The following is a 15,019-nucleotide window of genomic DNA, read 5'->3' on the forward strand; positions in this document are numbered from 1 at the left end:
CGTCACCCTCCCGTGCCGGGCCGTCGCATGACGTATCCAGCGTCACACGACGGCATGGGCACGGCATCCGGGACCGCCCGGCGCCTGGCTGGCTAGACCGTCAGCAGTACCTTGCCGACGTGCCCGCTCTGCTCGAGCACACGGTGCGCCTCGGCCGCCTCGCGCATCGGGATCGTACGGTCGACGATGGGCCGCACCCGGCCGCTCTCGACGAGGGGCCAGACGTGCTCGCGCACCGCCGCGACGATCGCAGCCTTCTCCGCGAGAGGGCGGCTGCGCAGGCTGGTGGCCATCACGGCGCCGCGCTTGGCCAGCAGCGCGCCGAGGTTCAGCTCGGCCTTCGCCCCGCCCTGGAGGCCGATGATCGCCAGCCGTCCGTTGGTGGCGAGCGCGGCCACGTTCTGGGCGAGGTACTTCGCGCCGACGATGTCCAGGATCACGTCCGCCCCCGCGTTCTGGGTGGCCTTGCGCACCTCCTCGACGAAGTCCTGCTCGTGGTAGTCGATCAGGATGTCGGCGCCCAGCTCACGGCAGGCCGCCAGCTTCTCGGCGCTGCCCGCCGTGACCGCGACCCGCGCGCCGACCGCCTTCGCGAGCTGGATCGCCATGGTGCCGATGCCGCTGGAGCCGCCGTGTGCCAGCAGGGTCTCGCCCGGCCGGAGGTGGGCGATCATGAAGACGTTCGACCACACGGTCGCGGTCACCTCGGGGAGGGCGGCCGCGGTGACCAGGTCGACGCCGGACGGCGCGGGCAGCAGCTGCCCCGCGGGCACCGCCACCTTCTCGGCGTATCCGCCGCCCGCGAGCAGCGCGCACACCTCGTCGCCGACCGACCAGCCGCTGACGCCGGGGCCCAGCGCCGCGATCCGGCCCGAGCACTCCAGGCCGGGGTAGTCGGGGGCGCCGGGGGGCGGGGGGTAGTGGCCCTGGCGCTGGAGCAGATCGGCGCGGTTCACGCCGCCGGCCACGACCTCGACCAGGACTTCGCCCTCGCCGGGTACGGGATCGGGGACCTCCGCCCACACGAGGGCGTCGGGGCCGCCGGGTTCGGGGATGGTGATCGCATACATGGCGGCGAGGCTACTGCCTGGGGTCCGCGCCCGGCACGGGGCGCGAGGGCACGATGTCAGGGCGGTGCGGCCGCCCTCCCCCACCCCGCCCCTTCCCATAGTGTCGATCGGCTCTACCGCCGGGGGGCTCTACCGCCGGGGGGCGCCGCCACCGGGGGGGGCTCCGCCACCGGGCGGGGCTCCGCCACCGGACTTCGGGGTCCAGGGGCGGAGCCCCGGGTTACGGGAAGGGGCGGGGTGGGGAACAGCGTCGATGTGCGGCTCCGCCACGTGGCCGGCGGACACCCCCGGACGGTCTGGACGGTCCAGACCGTCGGGGCGGTCACAGCAGGTGCCACGGCCCGACCGCCGGGTCTCCCGGGCCGCCCGCCGCCGAGGGCCACGCCGCGGACCAGGGCAGATCCAGGACCTCGACCTCGCTCCCCCGGCCCGCGCCACCGGGCGGGATGACGGCAAGGCCGTCCGCGACAGCGACCCCGCGCAGCATGGCCGGGCCGTTGAAGCGGAGCGGAAGCGCCTCGTCGCCCCGGAAGACCACCGGGACCAGTCGGGTGTCGCGCGGATGGCCCTGGACGGCGGCGGCCAGCGGGGCCGGGCAGGGAGTGGCCGCCGGGCGGCCCGTGAGCGTGCGCAGCAGCGGCTCGGCCAGGGTCAGCAGGCCGGACACGGCGGCCAGCGGATTGCCCGGCAGCCCCACGAGGTGCTTCTCCGGGGCCATGCGGGCCAGCAGCATCGGGTGGCCGGGGCGCACCGCCACCCCGTCGACCAGCAGCTCGGCGTCCAGCCGGCGCAGCGTGGGGTGGACGTGGTCGACGGGGCCGGCGGCCGTACCGCCGGTGGTCAGCACGACATCGGCGGGGGATCCGGCCACGGCGGCGTACAGCGCCTCCGCGTCGTCGCCCAGCCGGCGGGTCGCCGTCGGCTCGGCGCCGAGCGCGCGCAGCCAGGGGGCGAGCATCGGGCCGAGCGCGTCGCGGATGCGCCCGTCGTGGGGGAGGCCCTCGCGCAGCAGTTCGTCGCCGAGGACCAGGATCTCGACGCGGGGCCGGGGCACGGTCGGCAGCTCGTCGTAACCGGCGGCGGCGGCCAGGCCCAGTATCACGGGGGTGACCAGGGCGCCCGCAGGGAGCAGGAGATCGCCGCTGCGGCACTCCTGGCCTCGGGGGCGGATGTCCTGACCGGGGGTGACGGGGTGGCCGGGGGCGGCGTACAGCCAGCCGTCGCCCGCGGTGCCGTGTTCGGTGCGGAGCACGGCGGTGGCGCCGGGCGGGATGCGGGCGCCGGTGGCGATGCGGATCGCGTGGCCGTCGGGGAGCGGGTCGCTCTCGGCGTGGCCGGCCAGGATGGACTGCTCGCCGGCGGGGAGCCGCCAGGGGCCGGGGCCGGCGAGGGCCCAGCCGTCCATGGCGGAGGTGTCGAAGGACGGCAGGTCGGTGAGGGCGGTGAGGGGCGTGGCCAGGACGTGGCCGAGGGCCTCGGCGAGCGGCCGGGCGAGGGGGGCCGCCTTGGCCACGGCCTTCCGGGGGGCGCGGGCCGCGATCGCGCGGGCATCGGGCCAGGTGGTGGCGGGCCGGTGGCGGGCGGGGGCGCCGGAGGGCCGTCGCGCCCGCGGCGCCCGGTCGCGCGGCACCGTGGTCCATGGGTCGGTCCACTCGGGCTTCTCGGGGTTGCCGCGGTTCTCGGGGTTGCCGCGGTTCTCAGGGTTGCCGAGGGCATCGGCGTGATCGACGTCTTCGGCGTCTTCGGCGTCGTCGGCGTCGTCGCGGTGAACGGGCCCCTCGGCCCAGGTCTCGGCGCGCCGCGGATACGGGCCCTGGTCCTTCGCCAGCGCCAGCGCCTCGTCGAGCTCGCGGTCCAGCGCGTCGCCGCCGCGGGGGTCCCGGTCCGTCATCCCGTCGACTCGGCCTCTTCGGCCCAGCGGGCGGCGAGCGCGGCCGCCTTGCCGGTGGCGGCGGCCAGCGCCTCGGGGCCGCCGCCCTGCTGGGCGGCCGCGTAGCCGACGAGGAAGGTGGTCAGCGGCGCGGCGGGCCTGGCGACGCCGTGCGCCGCGTCCCGGGCGAGGTCGAGAAGGGCGGAGACATCGACATCGAGGTCGATGCCCAGCTCGGCCTTCACTGCGGCGATCCATTCATCCAACACGTGTCCATGCTCCCTGATCCGTGCGCGGGCGGTGGTGATGTCCTCCCAGGTGTCGCAGTCGAAGGAGGCGGTGGGGTGGTGCAGCCGGGCGAGGGTCAGCTCGGCGGTGAGCAGCCGCAGGGGCAGCCCGGCCAGCCCGCCGTGCTCGGCCGCGAGCAGGGCGATCTCCCGGCGCAGCGGCTCGGCCCGGTACGCCGCGACCAGGGGCTGTTCGCGGCCGCCGGAGTCGGTGAGCAGCACCCCTTCGGCCTGTCCGAGGCCCTGGACGAGCGCCCCGACGGTGTCGCCGGTGAGGAACGGCAGATCCGCGGAGAGCACGAGGACGACGGGCGCCGTGGTCCGGCGCACCCCGGCGTCGACGGCCGCGACCGGCCCGCCGCCGGGCGGCTCCTCGCGGGTCCAGTCCACGGACCGCGCGGTCGGTCTGCGCGGCCCGACGACGACGGTCCGGCCGGCGCCCTGGCAGGCGCCGAGCACCCGGTCCAGCAGCGGCCGGGCGCCGACCCGCAGCGCCGGCTTGTCGGCGCCGCCCAGCCGCCGGGCGGCGCCTCCGGCCAGGATCACAGCGTCATACGTCACCCCATGAGTATGTCCCTGTGACAGCCGGTGCAGACCCCGAGGGCGGCTTCCCGGCCGGCCCCGCTACAGCGACCGCAGCAGCACCGCCGGGTGTTCCACGCAGTCGGCCACATAGCGCAGGAAACCGCCCGCGGTGCCGCCGTCGCAGACCCGGTGGTCGAAGGTGAGCGACAGCTGCACCACCTGCCGTATCGCCAGCTGATCCTGGTGCACCCACGGCTTCGCGGCTATCCGGCCGACGCCGACCATCGCGGCCTCGGGGTGGTTGATGATCGGCGTCGAGCCGTCGACCCCGAAGACGCCGTAGTTGTTGAGCGTGAAGGTGCCTCCGGTCAGCTCGCCGGGGGAGAGGGTGCCGGAGCGGGCGGCCTCGGTGAGGCGGGTCATCTCGGCGGACAGTCCGGCCGTGTCGCGGGCGTGCGCGTCACGCACCACGGGGACCACCAGGCCGCGGTCGGTCTGCGCGGCGAAGCCGAGGTGGATCTCGGCGCGGCGGGTGATCTCGCCTTCGCTGACCGTCGCGTTCAGCTCGGGGTGGCGGGCGAGGGCCGCCGTGCAGATGCGGGCCAGGACGGCGAGCAGGGAGATCTTGGGCCCGGCCGTGTTCATGGCCGCGCGGGCGGCCAGCAGCTCGGTCGCGTCGGCGTCCACCCAGCAGGTCGCGTCGGGGATCTCCCGCCGGCTGCGGGCCAGCTTCTCGGCGCCGCGCACGCCCCGCACCACGACGCGCTTCCCGTCGGCCGGACGCGCGGCCGACGCCTGCGGGGCCGGTGCCGCCTTCGCGGCTTCCGTGACCTGGGCGACCTGTGCGACCTGTGCGGCCTGCGCGGCCTCGGCGACCTGTGCGGCCTGCGCGGCCTGCGCGGCCTGCGCGGCCTGCTCAACGTCTCCGCGCAGGATCAGGCCGTCGGGTCCTGAGCCGCGCAGCTCGCTCAGGTCCAGTCCGTGCTCGCGGGCCAGCCGCCGGACGAGCGGCGAGATGACGGGGACCGGGCCATCGCCGTGCCGACCGGGCGCCGACGACCGCGCCACCCCGTCGGCGACCTGGCCCAGCCCCGGCGCGGACGGTTCCGGGCGCGCGGCCACCGGGCCGGGAGCCGGCGACGGCGCAGGGCTCCCGGCCGGGGCGGGCGCCGCCGGGGAGGCCGGGGCGGGAGCCGCCGGGGAGACCGGGTCCTGCGGGGCCGGACGGACGCGGCGGCGCCGGCCGGCCGGGGCCGAAGTGCCATAGCCGACCAGCACATTGCCGGACCCTTCCCCGGCCGCCGGGGGCGGGCTCTCGGCTCTCGGGGGCGGGCCCTCGGCCGTCGGGACGGCGACCGTCAGCAGCGGCGCCCCGACCGGCAGTTCGGTGCCCTCCTCGCCGAAGCGCGCGGTCACCACCCCGCCGTACGGACAGGGCACGTCCACCATCGCCTTGGCGGTCTCGACCTCCACGACCGGCTGGTCGACCGCGACGACATCGCCGACCTCCACCAGCCAGCGCACGATCTCCGCCCCGGTGAGCCCCTCTCCCAGGTCGGGCAGGGTGAACTCGCGCACCTCGGCCATCACACCGCCCTCCCCTCGGTCCACTCCGACTCCCACTGGAGCCGGGCCACCGCGTCCAGCACCCGGTCGACGCCGGGCAGATGGTGCCGCTCCAGCATCGGCGGCGGGTAGGGGATGTCGAATCCGGCGACGCGCAGCACCGGCGCCTCCAGGTGGTGGAAGCAGCGCTCGGTGATCCGGGCGGCGATCTCCCCGCCGGGGCCGCCGAAGCCCGTGGCCTCGTGGACGACGACGGCCCGCCCGGTCCGGCGGACGGAGGCGCACACCGTCTCGTCGTCGAAGGGCACCAGCGAGCGCAGGTCGACGACCTCCAGGTCCCAACCCTCGGCCGTGGCCGCCTCGGCGGCCTCCAGACAGACCGGCACCGAGGGCCCGTACGAGACGAGGGTGGCGGCCCGGCCGCCGCCGGCCGGGCGCCGCACCACGGCGCGGCCGATGGGGGCGACCTCCTCGGGGTGGTCGGGGGACCACTCGGCCTTGGACCAGTAGAGCCGCTTGGGTTCGAGGAAGACGACCGGGTCGTCGGAGGCGATGGCGGCGCGGAGCAGCCCGTATGCGTCGGCGACGGTGGCCGGGGCGACCACATGGAGGCCGGGCGTCGCCATGTAGTACGCCTCGGAGGAGTCGCTGTGGTGCTCCACGCCGCCGATGCCGCCGCCGTAGGGCACCCGCACGGTGATGGGCATCGGCAGCGCGCCGCGGGTGCGGTTGCGCATCCTCGAGACATGGCTGACGAGCTGCTCGAAGGAGGGGTAGGCGAACGCGTCGAACTGCATCTCGACGACGGGCCGCAGCCCGTACATGGCCATGCCGACCGCGGTGCCCAGGATGCCGGCCTCCGCGAGCGGAGTGTCCGTGCAGCGGTCGTCGCCGAACTCCTTCGCGAGCCCGTCGGTGACCCTGAAGACGCCGCCCAGCGTGCCCACGTCCTCGCCGAGGACGTGGACGGCCGGGTCGGCGGCCATCGCGTCGCGCAGCGCGCGGCCCAGGGCCTGGGCCATGGTGGCGGGTTTGACCGCGGTCGCCGTCATCGCTCGCCCTCCTCGGCGCCGAGCTCCGCGCGCAGAAGCTCCGCCTGCTCGCGCAGCTGGCCGGTCTTCTCCGCGTAGACGTCCGCGAAGAGGTCCATCGGTTCCAGGGGCGGGTCCTGGTGCATCCGCGTCCGCAGATCGGCGGCCAGCCGCTCGGCGGCCTCGCGCGCGGCCCGCACGGCCTGGTCGTCGAGCAGGCCGCGGGCGCGCATGGCCTCCTCCAGCAGGTCGATCGGGTCGTGTGCGCGCCAGGCCTCCACCTCGGCGTCGGAGCGGTAGCGGGTGGCGTCGTCGGCGTTGGTGTGGGCGTCGACGCGGTAGGTGACGGCCTCGACGAGGGTGGGGCCGCCGCCCGCGCGCGCCCGGCGGACGGCCTCGCCCAGGACCTGGTGCACGGCCGCCGCGTCATTGCCGTCGACCAGCCGGCCCGGCATGCCGTATCCGACGGCCTTGTGGGCGAGGGAGGGGGCGGCGGTCTGTTTGGCGAGCGGGACGGAGATCGCGAAGCCGTTGTTCTGGATGAGGAAGACGACGGGGGCCCGCCATACCGCGGCGAAGTTGAGCGCCTCGTGGAAGTCGCCCTCGCTGGTGCCGCCGTCGCCGACCAGGGCGAGCGCCACCACGTCGTCTCCCTTGAGGCGGGCCGCGTGTGCCAGGCCCACCGCGTGCGGCAGCTGGGTGGCCAGCGGGGTGCACAGCGGGGCCACCCGGTGGTCGCGCGGGTCGTAGCCGGAGTGCCAGTCGCCGCGCAGCAGGGTGAGGACCTGCACCGGGTCGATGCCGCGGACGACGGCGGCCAGGGTGTCGCGGTAGCTGGGGAAGAGCCAGTCCTGCTCGCGGAGCACGAGCCCGGCGGCGACCTGGCAGGCCTCCTGACCGGTGGAGGAGGGGTAGACGGCGAGCCTGCCCTGCCTGGTCAGGGCGGTGGCCTGCGCGTTGTACCGGCGGCCGCGGACCAGCTCTCGATGGAGCCGGGTCAGCAGGGCGGGATCGATGTCGGCCGCGGCGTCGGTGCCCAGCAGGCGGTACGGCTCCGCGTCGGGCAGCAGCGGGGCGGCGTCGACGCGGGGCTGCCAGGCGGGCGGGGGAGTGGGTCGATAGGCACCGGGCTGCTCAAGGACCGTCATGGCGCGACCTCCTGCGGACAGGGAGCTGATGGGGCGGGCGAACCCCTCCCTACCGATTGTTCGGTCGTTGACGCATTTTGGCTACAGGCGGCCTCAGCCTGTGGACAAACGGTTCAGCACCGCATGAGATGTGGCCAGGACGTCCATGAAGGGGAGGCGGGGCGGTATGCGGGGCGAACAGATGGCCAATCCGGACGACACGCCCCCGGCCCGTCCCCTGGATCCGATAGACCGCGACATCCTCCGTATGCTCCGGGCCGACGGCCGGGCCTCGATACGCTCCGTCGCCGAGCGGGTGCATGTCTCGCGCGCCAACGCCTACGCGCGTATCAACCGCCTCATCGACGACGGGGTGATCCGCGGCTTCAGCGCCCGGGTGGACCAGGAGCGGGCCGGGCAGGGCTCCTCGGCGTACATCACCCTGAAGATCGTGCAGAACTCGTGGCGCACGGTCCGCGAGCAGCTCAGGCAGCTTCCGGGCGCCGCTCATATCGCCCTGGTCAGCGGGGACTTCGATGTGCTGCTGCTGGTCCACACCGAGGACAACCGCTCGCTGCGCGAGCTGGTCCTCACCCGCATCCAGGCCATACCCGAGGTGCTGAGCACCCGCACGCTGCTGGTCTTCGAGGAGACCGACCTCGACACCGAGCTCTAGACAAGGGAGACGCGCAGCCCCGCGAACGCCGTGCGGACCACCGCGTCGGCCACCTCGTCCGAGCTCACGGCCCCGCCCCGGCTCGGCCGGTACCACTCCACAATCGAGTTGATCATGCCGAAGAGCAGCCGGGTCGCCAGCCGGGCGTCCACGTCGGGCCGCAGGTCCCCGTCGGTCACGGCCTGCTTGAGCAGCGCGGCGACCTCGTGGTCGAACTCCCGCCGCCGGGCCATGGCCCACCGCTCGGTGTCCGTGTTCCCGCGCACGCGCAGCAGCAGAGTGACGTACGGCAGCTCCGCCATCAGCACCTCGGCGGTGCGCCGGGCCACGTGCTCCAGCCGCTCGACCGCCCGTCCGTCGCGCGCGCCCGGCTCGCCGAGGATGCCGAACAGTCCGTCGAGGGCGCGGCTTATGGCCAGCCGCAGCAGCTCTTCCTTGCCCTTGACGTGGTGGTAGATCGATGACTTGGAGATCCCGGCCGCACGTGAGAGGTGCTCCATGGAGGTGCCGTCGTAGCCACGCTCGTTGAACACCTCCACGGCGACCGCGAGCAGCGATTCGGGCGTATAGGTGTCGCGCTTCGACATGGTCATGATGAGAACAGTTCTTCTTCGGCGGCCGCGCGCCGCATCAGCGGTTGGGACGGGGCATAGCGGCCGGTGGGATAGGCCTGGTGAAGGTTCAACATTACGTCGCGCACCCAGCGCGCGCCGAGCTCACTCCCCCAACGCAGCGGTCCACGGGGGTAGTTCACCCCCAGCCGCATCGCGGTGTCGATGTCCTCCGGGCTCGCCACCCGGCGGGCGGCGGCGTCCAGGGCGAAGTCGGCCAGCATCGCGACCGTACGTGCCACGATCATGCCGGGCACGTCCTCGATGACGCTGACCTGCTTCCCGAGCGCCTGGAAGAGCCCGATCGCGGACTCCAGGGCGTTGGGGGCGACGGTCTCGGCCGGGGCGAGGGCGATCCGGGTGGCGGCGCGGTAGTCCAGCGCCAGGTCGAAGCGGACACAGGGGACCGGGGAGCCCGTGGTGGCGGACGAGCCGTCGGTGAGGGCCAGCCGGGTGCCGTCGGGGAGGGCGATGAAGCCTCCGGGCGGGGTGTCGGGGGCCGGGGCCTCCCGGGTGACCGTGATGCCCGCCTCCTCGATGAGCCGCGGCAGCTCCCGGGCCGGCCCCGCTCCCTCGTGGACCGCGACCTTTTCCGGGGCCCGGCACGGCTCGGCGGTGTGCGGCTCGGGGCGCGGCGCGCCCTCGGCGTGGTCGTACCAGCCGCGGCCCGACTTGCGCCCGTACAGGCCAGCGTCCACGAGCCGCCGCTGGGCGAGGGACGGGGTGAACCTCGGGTCGTGGAACATCGCCTCCCACACCGAGCGGGTCACGGCCTCGTTCACGTCCTGGCCGATCAGGTCCGTCAGCTCAAACGGGCCCATCGCGAAGCCGCCGCACTCGCGCAGCACGGCGTCGACGGTGGCCGGGTCGGCGGCACCCTCCTCGTGGACGCGGAACGCCTCGGCGTAGAAGGGGCGGGCGATCCGGTTGACGATGAAGCCGGGGGTGTCCGCGCAGCGCACCGGGGTCTTGCCCCAGGCCGCGACGGTCTCGTACGCCCGGTCGGCGGCCGCCTCCTCGGTGGCGAAGCCGCGCACCACCTCGACCAGCGGCAGCAGCGGCGCGGGGTTGAAGAAGTGCAGGCCCAGGAGGCGGCCGGGGCACCGCAGTGCGCCCGCGACGGCGGTGACGGACAGGGAGGAGGTGTTGGTGGCGAGCAGACAGCCGTCGGAGACGACCGATTCGAGGGCGGTGAACAGCTGCTGCTTGGCCCCCAGGTCCTCCAGGATCGCCTCGATCGCCAGCTCCGCGTCCGCCAGCCCGGCGAGCCCGGCGACCGGGGTGAGCCGGCCCAGGGCGGCGTCCCGGGCGGCGGGGGCGAGCCGGCCCTTGGCGACCAGCCTCTCCAGGCGCGCGGCGATGGCGTCGGCGGCCTGCGCGGCGCGCCCGGGGGCGGCGTCGTAGAGCCGCACGGGATGCCCGGCGACCAGCGCGACCTGCGCGATTCCCTGGCCCATGGTGCCGGTGCCGACCACGGCGACGATGCCGGCGGGGCCGGTCCCACGGTCGATCGCAGTCATGCCGCTGATCCTCTCGGACGAAGTTATCCACAGGTGCGCCAGGCCCTCTTGTCCCGACCGATCGTTCGGTTACCCTAAGTCTGTCGTCGTTCCCAGCTCAGCTCAATCCCAGCTCGACGAGGAGTTGGTCAGTCGTGACCGCCGGACTCACCACAGCGCAGTTGACCGAGCAGCACCGCCCCACCCTCGACCAGGCTCTGGAGGCCATCCGTACCCGCGCATACTGGTCGCCGCACCCCGAGCATCCGAAGGCCTACGGAGGGGCCGACGCGAGCGGCCGGGAAAGCCTGTCCCCCGCCGAGGGCCAGACGGCGTTCGACGCGCTGCGCGGCAAGCGCTTCGGGCTGGACCAGCCCGGCACGGACGGCTGGACGGCCACCGAGACCTCGCCGTACGGCATCGGGCTGGATGTGGAGTATCCGCACCCGGACATCGAGGTGCTGCTCCCGGCGATGCGGGCCGGCATGGCGGCCTGGCGGGACGCGGGCCCCGAGGCGCGCGCCATGGTCTGCCTGGAGATCCTGGCCCGGATCGGCGCCCGCTCGCACGAGTTCGCCCAAGCCGTCATGCACACCAGCGGGCAGGCCTATCTGATGGCGTTCCAGGCCGGCGGGCCACACGCCCAGGACCGCGGCCTGGAGGCGGTGGCCTATGCCTTCGCGGAGCAGACGCGCACCCCCGCGGCGGCCGAGTGGACCAAGCCGCAGGGCAAGCGCGACCCGCTGCGCCTGCGCAAGGACTTCACGGCCGTCCCGCGCGGGATCGCCCTGGTCATCGGCTGCAACACCTTCCCGACGTGGAACGGCTACCCGGGCCTGTTCGCCTCCCTCGCCACGGGCAATCCCGTCCTGGTCAAGCCCCACCCCCGGGCCGTGCTGCCGCTGGCTCTGACCGTCCGGGTGGCGCGCGAGGTGCTGAGCGAGGCGGGCTTCGACCCGAATCTGGTGGCCCTGGCCGCGGAGCGCCCCGACGAGGGCCTGGCCAAGGTCCTCGCCGTGCGCCCCGAGATCCGCATCATCGACTACACGGGCTCCACCGCCTTCGGCGACTGGCTGGAGACCCACGCCCGCCAGGCCCAGGTCTTCACCGAGAAGGCCGGGGTCAACACGGTCGTGATCGACTCCACCGACGACTACGAGGGCATGCTGGGCAATCTGGCGTTCTCCCTGTCCCTGTACTGCGGCCAGATGTGCACCACCCCGCAGAACCTGCTCATCCCGCGTGACGGCATCGCCACGGACGCCGGCCCCAAGTCGTACGACGAGGTGGTCGCCGATCTGGCGGCGGCCGTCGAGCGGCTGCTGGGCGACGACGCGCGGGCGAGCGCCCTGCTCGGCGCGATCGTGAACCCCGGGGTCAAGGAGCGGCTGGAGGCCGCCCCCGGCTTCGGCGGCACCGCCCTGGCCTCCCGTCAGGTCGCCCACCCCGAGTTCCCCGAGGCCGCGGTCCGCACCCCCGTGATCGTCAAGGCCGACGGCGCCCGGAAGTTCTGGGAGCCGGCCGACGCCGAGGCGCCCTATCTGTCCGAGTGCTTCGGCCCGGTGTCCTTCGCCGTGGCCATGGACTCGACGGCGGACGCGGCCGACCTGCTGCGCCGCACGGTCCGCGACAAGGGCGCCATGACCGTCGGCGCGTACACCACCTCCCCGGATGCCGAGCGGCTGGTCGAGGAGGCCTGTCTGGAGGAGTGCGCCCAGCTGTCGCTGAATCTGACCGGTGGGGTCTACGTCAACCAGACCGCGGCCTTCTCGGACTTCCACGGCACGGGCGGCAACCCCTCGGCCAACGCCGCGTTGTGCGACGGGGCGTTCGTGGCCTCCCGCTTCCGCATGATCGAGGTCCGACGCCCGCTGTAACGCCGCCGGGCTCCGCGGCTTTCCCGGCCTACTCAGCCGCTGGCCGGAGCCTGGGCAGGCCCTCCCCAGTGGAACAGCGCCATGGCCACGCTGGTGGCCAGGTTGTAGCTGGACACCTGAGGCCGCATGGGGAGGGCCACCAGCCTGGTGGCCCGCTTGCGCACCTCCGGCGAGATCCCGTGCCGCTCGGAGCCGAACGCGAGCAGCGCGTCATCGGGGATGGCCACGGACCGGATGTCCTCCCCCTCCGGATCCAGGGCGTACAGCGGCCCGGGCGGAAGGTCGTCGCTCGGCAGCCGCTCCACCGCGGTGGCGAAGTGAAGCCCGGCGCCCGACCGGACGGCGTTCGGGTGCCAGGGGTCGATATCGCCGGTGGTGACCACCCCGGTGACCCCGAACCCGGCGGCGAGCCGCACCACGGCGCCCACGTTCCCCAGGTTGCGGGGGTTGTCCAGCACCACGACCGGCGCGGACCTGGCGGGTCCCGTCAGCTCGTCCAGGTTCCCCCGCCGATCGGGCCTGACCGCGAGCGCGGCGACCCGGGTCGGATGGACCTTCGGCACAAGATCGCGCAGCGTCTCCGCCTCCACCTCGACGAGGCGCTCCTCGATCACCCCGGTCAGGTCGCCGGCCAGGTCGTGCGCGAGAGCGAGGGCGCCCGCCTTGTCGCTCGTGACGGCGATCCGCACCTCCGCGCCGAACCGGACCGCGTGCTTCAGCGCATGGAAGCCGTCCAGCAGCACGGTCCCGGCGGCGGCCTCGCGCCATCGCCGTACGGCCGTCACGGCCTCGTCGTCGCTCATGCCCCTCCTCCCTCGGTCCAGCCGGCACAGCGCACCGGGACACGCTCATGTCCACAGCCTACGGTCGGCCCGCGGTGCTCTCCTCAGTCCGCTGGCGCGGCAGCCAGGCCGCCCGTGCGGGCAGCCGGTCGCCGATCCGGTCGCGGATCCGGCCCGCCCGCGCACCGGCCCAGCGCAGGAAGTTCGTCGGGAGGAAGATCGCATCCGCCGCGATCATGGCCAGGGAGAAGAAGGGCAGCCCCAGAAGGACCGCGATCCCGAGGTGCTCCAGCACCATCACCACCAGCATCACGTTCTTCACCCGCCGGTTCAGCAGCGTGAAGGGGAACGCGACCTGCACGATGACGGTGCCATAGGTGAGCACCATGACCAGCAGGCCGCTGCCGGCGAGCACATCGGCCAGGGCGGGCCAGGGCGAGAAGTAGTCCAGGTGCAGCGGGTAGTAGAGCGCGGTGCCGTCCTGCCAGCGCGTGCCCTGGATCTTGTACCAGCCGGCCGAGGCATACAGCAGGCAGACCTCGCCCATGATCACCACCAGCGCCCCGTTGTTGACGAGGTTGGCCAGGATGTCCAGAAGGGTGCGCGGCTCGCCGGGGGCGCGGCGCTGGACGAACCACCAGACGCCGTGAACGGCCCACACGCCCCACAGGGCCGTGGCCCAGCCCACGCCGGGGAGGGGGCCGTACGCCGTCCAGTCGAGGCGGGCCTCGCTGAACAGCTGCGCCCACAGCAGGACCGACCCGGTCAGCGCCCACAGCACCATCCCGGTCGTGTCGCGCGGCGCCGGTGCCCCCGGATCGCGCCGCGCCGCGCGGCGGGCGTCCAGGGACCACACCTGCCCGCACCGGGTCAGCGTCAGATACAGCGCCACCAGATGGATGACGTTGTCGCCGCCGTCCCCCACGAAGATGCTGCGGTTCTGCATGGAGATCACGCCCAGCATGAACAGCACGGACATCGTGCGGGTCCGCCAGCCGAGCAGGAGCAGCGCGCTGGAGACGAGGGCGAGGGCGTAGACGGTCTCGAACCACAGCGCGCCGTCGGACCACATGAGCGCGCTGAAGGCCCCGTTGCCGCCGATGAACTGGCGTGCCATCTCCCAGCTCCATGGGCCCTCGGGCCCGTACAGCTCCTGGCGGTGGGGCCATTCGCGCAGCAGGAACAGCAGCCAGGTGAAGGAGAAACCGATGCGCACCACGGCGGTCTGGTACGGGCCGAGCGCGGATCCGGTGACGCGGGCGTGGGCGCGGGTGACGGCGGCCTCGACGCGGGCAGTCGGCCTCGGGCGGGCCAGCGCCGGAGCCGGAGCCGGGGGCAGGGCCGGGCGGGGCGGATGCGGGGGCGGCGGCGGGGTCGGCGGGAGAGCGGGGGTGGTCACCGGCGCTTCGCCTCCGGCAGGTCGTCGGCGGTGACCGTCCACCAGGGCAGAAGCCGGTAGCCGGGGCGGGTGTCGATCTTCTCCTCGCTCCATGGCGGGGCGGCCAGCTGCCGGGTGACCGAGCGCAGCTGGACGCGCTGCACCGTGCCGCCGTCCTGCTTCATGCCGAGGCGGAGCATCACGAGCCGCCGCAGATACTGCCCCGAGAGCTGTCCGCGCAGCCCGTTCGGCTGCTCCTCGGCGTTGTGCGAGAGGGCGTAGAACTCCCAGGCGCGGCGCAGCTGGTTCTGCTGGGTGTGGCTGGGCAGCGGATTGTGCCTGATGGCCGCGCCGTCCTGGGCCGACAGATCTCGCCACCCGGTGGTCGCGGTGCCGCCCTCGGGGGTGCGGATCTCGGCGCGCGCCTGCACGGCGATGTTCTGCTGGAGCGGGTTGGGGGCGAAGAGCTTCCAGTTCCGTTCGAATTCCGGATATATGTAGTCGTCTATCGCCTCGCTGTGCTGCTTGCTGACCGTGTTGGGCGGCGAGACATTCAGGAAGGCCATCCCCAGGTGGACGGCCACGGCGGCCACGACGACGGCGAGGCCCACCGCGACCACGAGTTGCGAGGGGAGCGAGAGCGGCCCGCCGGCCCCGGTTTCCCCCGCCCCCTTCTCCTCGTACCGCCCCGTCTCCGCCATCCCCGCCCCGATTCCGTGG

Annotated in this window: 13 protein-coding genes; 2 read left to right on the forward strand and 11 right to left on the reverse strand. The window is 74.2% G+C overall.

All coding sequences use genetic code 11. The features are described 5' to 3' along the window. Nucleotides 1–92: 92 nt before the first annotated feature. The 6 genes from ACZ4WQ_RS27050 to pdhA form a co-directional block, all read right to left on the reverse strand. Nucleotides 93–1,070: an NAD(P)H-quinone oxidoreductase gene (locus ACZ4WQ_RS27050; RefSeq protein WP_311725943.1), complete on the reverse strand. Its 978-nt coding sequence runs from the start codon at nt 1,068–1,070 to the stop codon at nt 93–95. 322 nt (nt 1,071–1,392) lie between these two features. Then, nucleotides 1,393–2,961, reverse strand: a complete 1,569-nt coding sequence (locus ACZ4WQ_RS27055; protein WP_468022482.1) for a molybdopterin molybdotransferase MoeA — start codon at nt 2,959–2,961, stop codon at nt 1,393–1,395. Then, entirely contained in the window at nt 2,958–3,788 is an 831-nt protein-coding gene (locus ACZ4WQ_RS27060) for an NTP transferase domain-containing protein (RefSeq protein ID WP_358846740.1), read from the reverse strand. The genes ACZ4WQ_RS27055 and ACZ4WQ_RS27060 overlap by 4 nt, the downstream gene beginning before the upstream one ends. 63 nt (nt 3,789–3,851) lie before the next feature. Next, complete coding sequence (locus tag ACZ4WQ_RS27065; protein WP_468022562.1) at nt 3,852–5,339, reverse strand: dihydrolipoamide acetyltransferase family protein; 1,488 nt, start codon at nt 5,337–5,339, stop codon at nt 3,852–3,854. Next, on the reverse strand, nt 5,339–6,370 hold the full coding sequence (locus ACZ4WQ_RS27070) for an alpha-ketoacid dehydrogenase subunit beta (protein ID WP_352130665.1): 1,032 nt from the start codon (nt 6,368–6,370) through the stop codon (nt 5,339–5,341). The genes ACZ4WQ_RS27065 and ACZ4WQ_RS27070 overlap by 1 nt, the downstream gene beginning before the upstream one ends. Next, complete coding sequence (pdhA, locus tag ACZ4WQ_RS27075) at nt 6,367–7,497, reverse strand: pyruvate dehydrogenase (acetyl-transferring) E1 component subunit alpha (protein WP_311725947.1); 1,131 nt, start codon at nt 7,495–7,497, stop codon at nt 6,367–6,369. Before pdhA ends, ACZ4WQ_RS27070 begins: the two co-directional genes overlap by 4 nt. 166 nt (nt 7,498–7,663) lie before the next feature. Between pdhA and ACZ4WQ_RS27080 the strand changes: the two genes are divergently transcribed. Continuing rightward, nucleotides 7,664–8,152 (forward strand): Lrp/AsnC family transcriptional regulator, encoded by a 489-nt coding sequence (locus ACZ4WQ_RS27080; protein ID WP_311725948.1) that lies wholly within the window; start codon nt 7,664–7,666, stop codon nt 8,150–8,152. On the opposite strand, the gene ACZ4WQ_RS27085 is transcribed toward ACZ4WQ_RS27080, so the two are convergent. Together ACZ4WQ_RS27085 and ACZ4WQ_RS27090 are read right to left on the reverse strand one after the other, a co-directional pair. Beyond that, complete coding sequence (locus tag ACZ4WQ_RS27085; RefSeq protein WP_311725949.1) at nt 8,149–8,745, reverse strand: TetR/AcrR family transcriptional regulator; 597 nt, start codon at nt 8,743–8,745, stop codon at nt 8,149–8,151. The two genes, ACZ4WQ_RS27080 and ACZ4WQ_RS27085, sit on opposite strands and share 4 nt — an antisense overlap. Continuing rightward, nucleotides 8,742–10,283, reverse strand: coding sequence for a 3-hydroxyacyl-CoA dehydrogenase (locus tag ACZ4WQ_RS27090; protein WP_311725950.1), 1,542 nt, complete (start codon nt 10,281–10,283; stop codon nt 8,742–8,744). Before ACZ4WQ_RS27090 ends, ACZ4WQ_RS27085 begins: the two co-directional genes overlap by 4 nt. 134 nt (nt 10,284–10,417) lie before the next feature. On the opposite strand from ACZ4WQ_RS27090, the gene paaN reads away from it, so the two are divergent. Next, nucleotides 10,418–12,139: a phenylacetic acid degradation protein PaaN gene (paaN, locus tag ACZ4WQ_RS27095; protein WP_468022483.1), complete on the forward strand. Its 1,722-nt coding sequence runs from the start codon at nt 10,418–10,420 to the stop codon at nt 12,137–12,139. Nucleotides 12,140–12,171: 32 nt separating this feature from the next. On the opposite strand, the gene ACZ4WQ_RS27100 is transcribed toward paaN, so the two are convergent. From ACZ4WQ_RS27100 to ACZ4WQ_RS27110, 3 genes are read right to left on the reverse strand one after another with little or no spacing between them, the layout of a single operon-like run. Continuing rightward, entirely contained in the window at nt 12,172–12,942 is a 771-nt protein-coding gene (locus ACZ4WQ_RS27100; RefSeq protein WP_385346704.1) for a TrmH family RNA methyltransferase, read from the reverse strand. Nucleotides 12,943–13,000: 58 nt separating this feature from the next. After that, entirely contained in the window at nt 13,001–14,320 is a 1,320-nt protein-coding gene (locus ACZ4WQ_RS27105; protein ID WP_468022484.1) for an HTTM domain-containing protein, read from the reverse strand. After that, nucleotides 14,317–15,000, reverse strand: coding sequence for a DUF5819 family protein (locus tag ACZ4WQ_RS27110; protein WP_361189412.1), 684 nt, complete (start codon nt 14,998–15,000; stop codon nt 14,317–14,319). Before ACZ4WQ_RS27110 ends, ACZ4WQ_RS27105 begins: the two co-directional genes overlap by 4 nt. Nucleotides 15,001–15,019: the final 19 nt, after the last annotated feature.

It is taken from the genome of Streptomyces sp. NPDC028305 (assembly GCF_055569495.1).

Bases quoted from the DNA above. Each gene is read 5' to 3' on its own strand.
- ACZ4WQ_RS27050 (WP_311725943.1), bottom strand. From the start codon at position 1,070: ATGTATGCGATCACCATCCCCGAACCCGGCGGCCCCGACGCCCTCGTG.
- ACZ4WQ_RS27100 (WP_385346704.1), bottom strand. From the start codon at position 12,942: ATGAGCGACGACGAGGCCGTGACGGCCGTACGGCGATGGCGCGAGGCC.
- ACZ4WQ_RS27080 (WP_311725948.1), top strand. From the start codon at position 7,664: ATGCGGGGCGAACAGATGGCCAATCCGGACGACACGCCCCCGGCCCGT.
- ACZ4WQ_RS27110 (WP_361189412.1), bottom strand. From the start codon at position 15,000: ATGGCGGAGACGGGGCGGTACGAGGAGAAGGGGGCGGGGGAAACCGGG.
- ACZ4WQ_RS27070 (WP_352130665.1), bottom strand. From the start codon at position 6,370: ATGACGGCGACCGCGGTCAAACCCGCCACCATGGCCCAGGCCCTGGGC.
- ACZ4WQ_RS27065 (WP_468022562.1), bottom strand. From the start codon at position 5,339: ATGGCCGAGGTGCGCGAGTTCACCCTGCCCGACCTGGGAGAGGGGCTC.
- ACZ4WQ_RS27055 (WP_468022482.1), bottom strand. From the start codon at position 2,961: ATGACGGACCGGGACCCCCGCGGCGGCGACGCGCTGGACCGCGAGCTC.
- pdhA (WP_311725947.1), bottom strand. From the start codon at position 7,497: ATGACGGTCCTTGAGCAGCCCGGTGCCTATCGACCCACTCCCCCGCCC.
- ACZ4WQ_RS27090 (WP_311725950.1), bottom strand. From the start codon at position 10,283: ATGACTGCGATCGACCGTGGGACCGGCCCCGCCGGCATCGTCGCCGTG.
- ACZ4WQ_RS27085 (WP_311725949.1), bottom strand. From the start codon at position 8,745: ATGACCATGTCGAAGCGCGACACCTATACGCCCGAATCGCTGCTCGCG.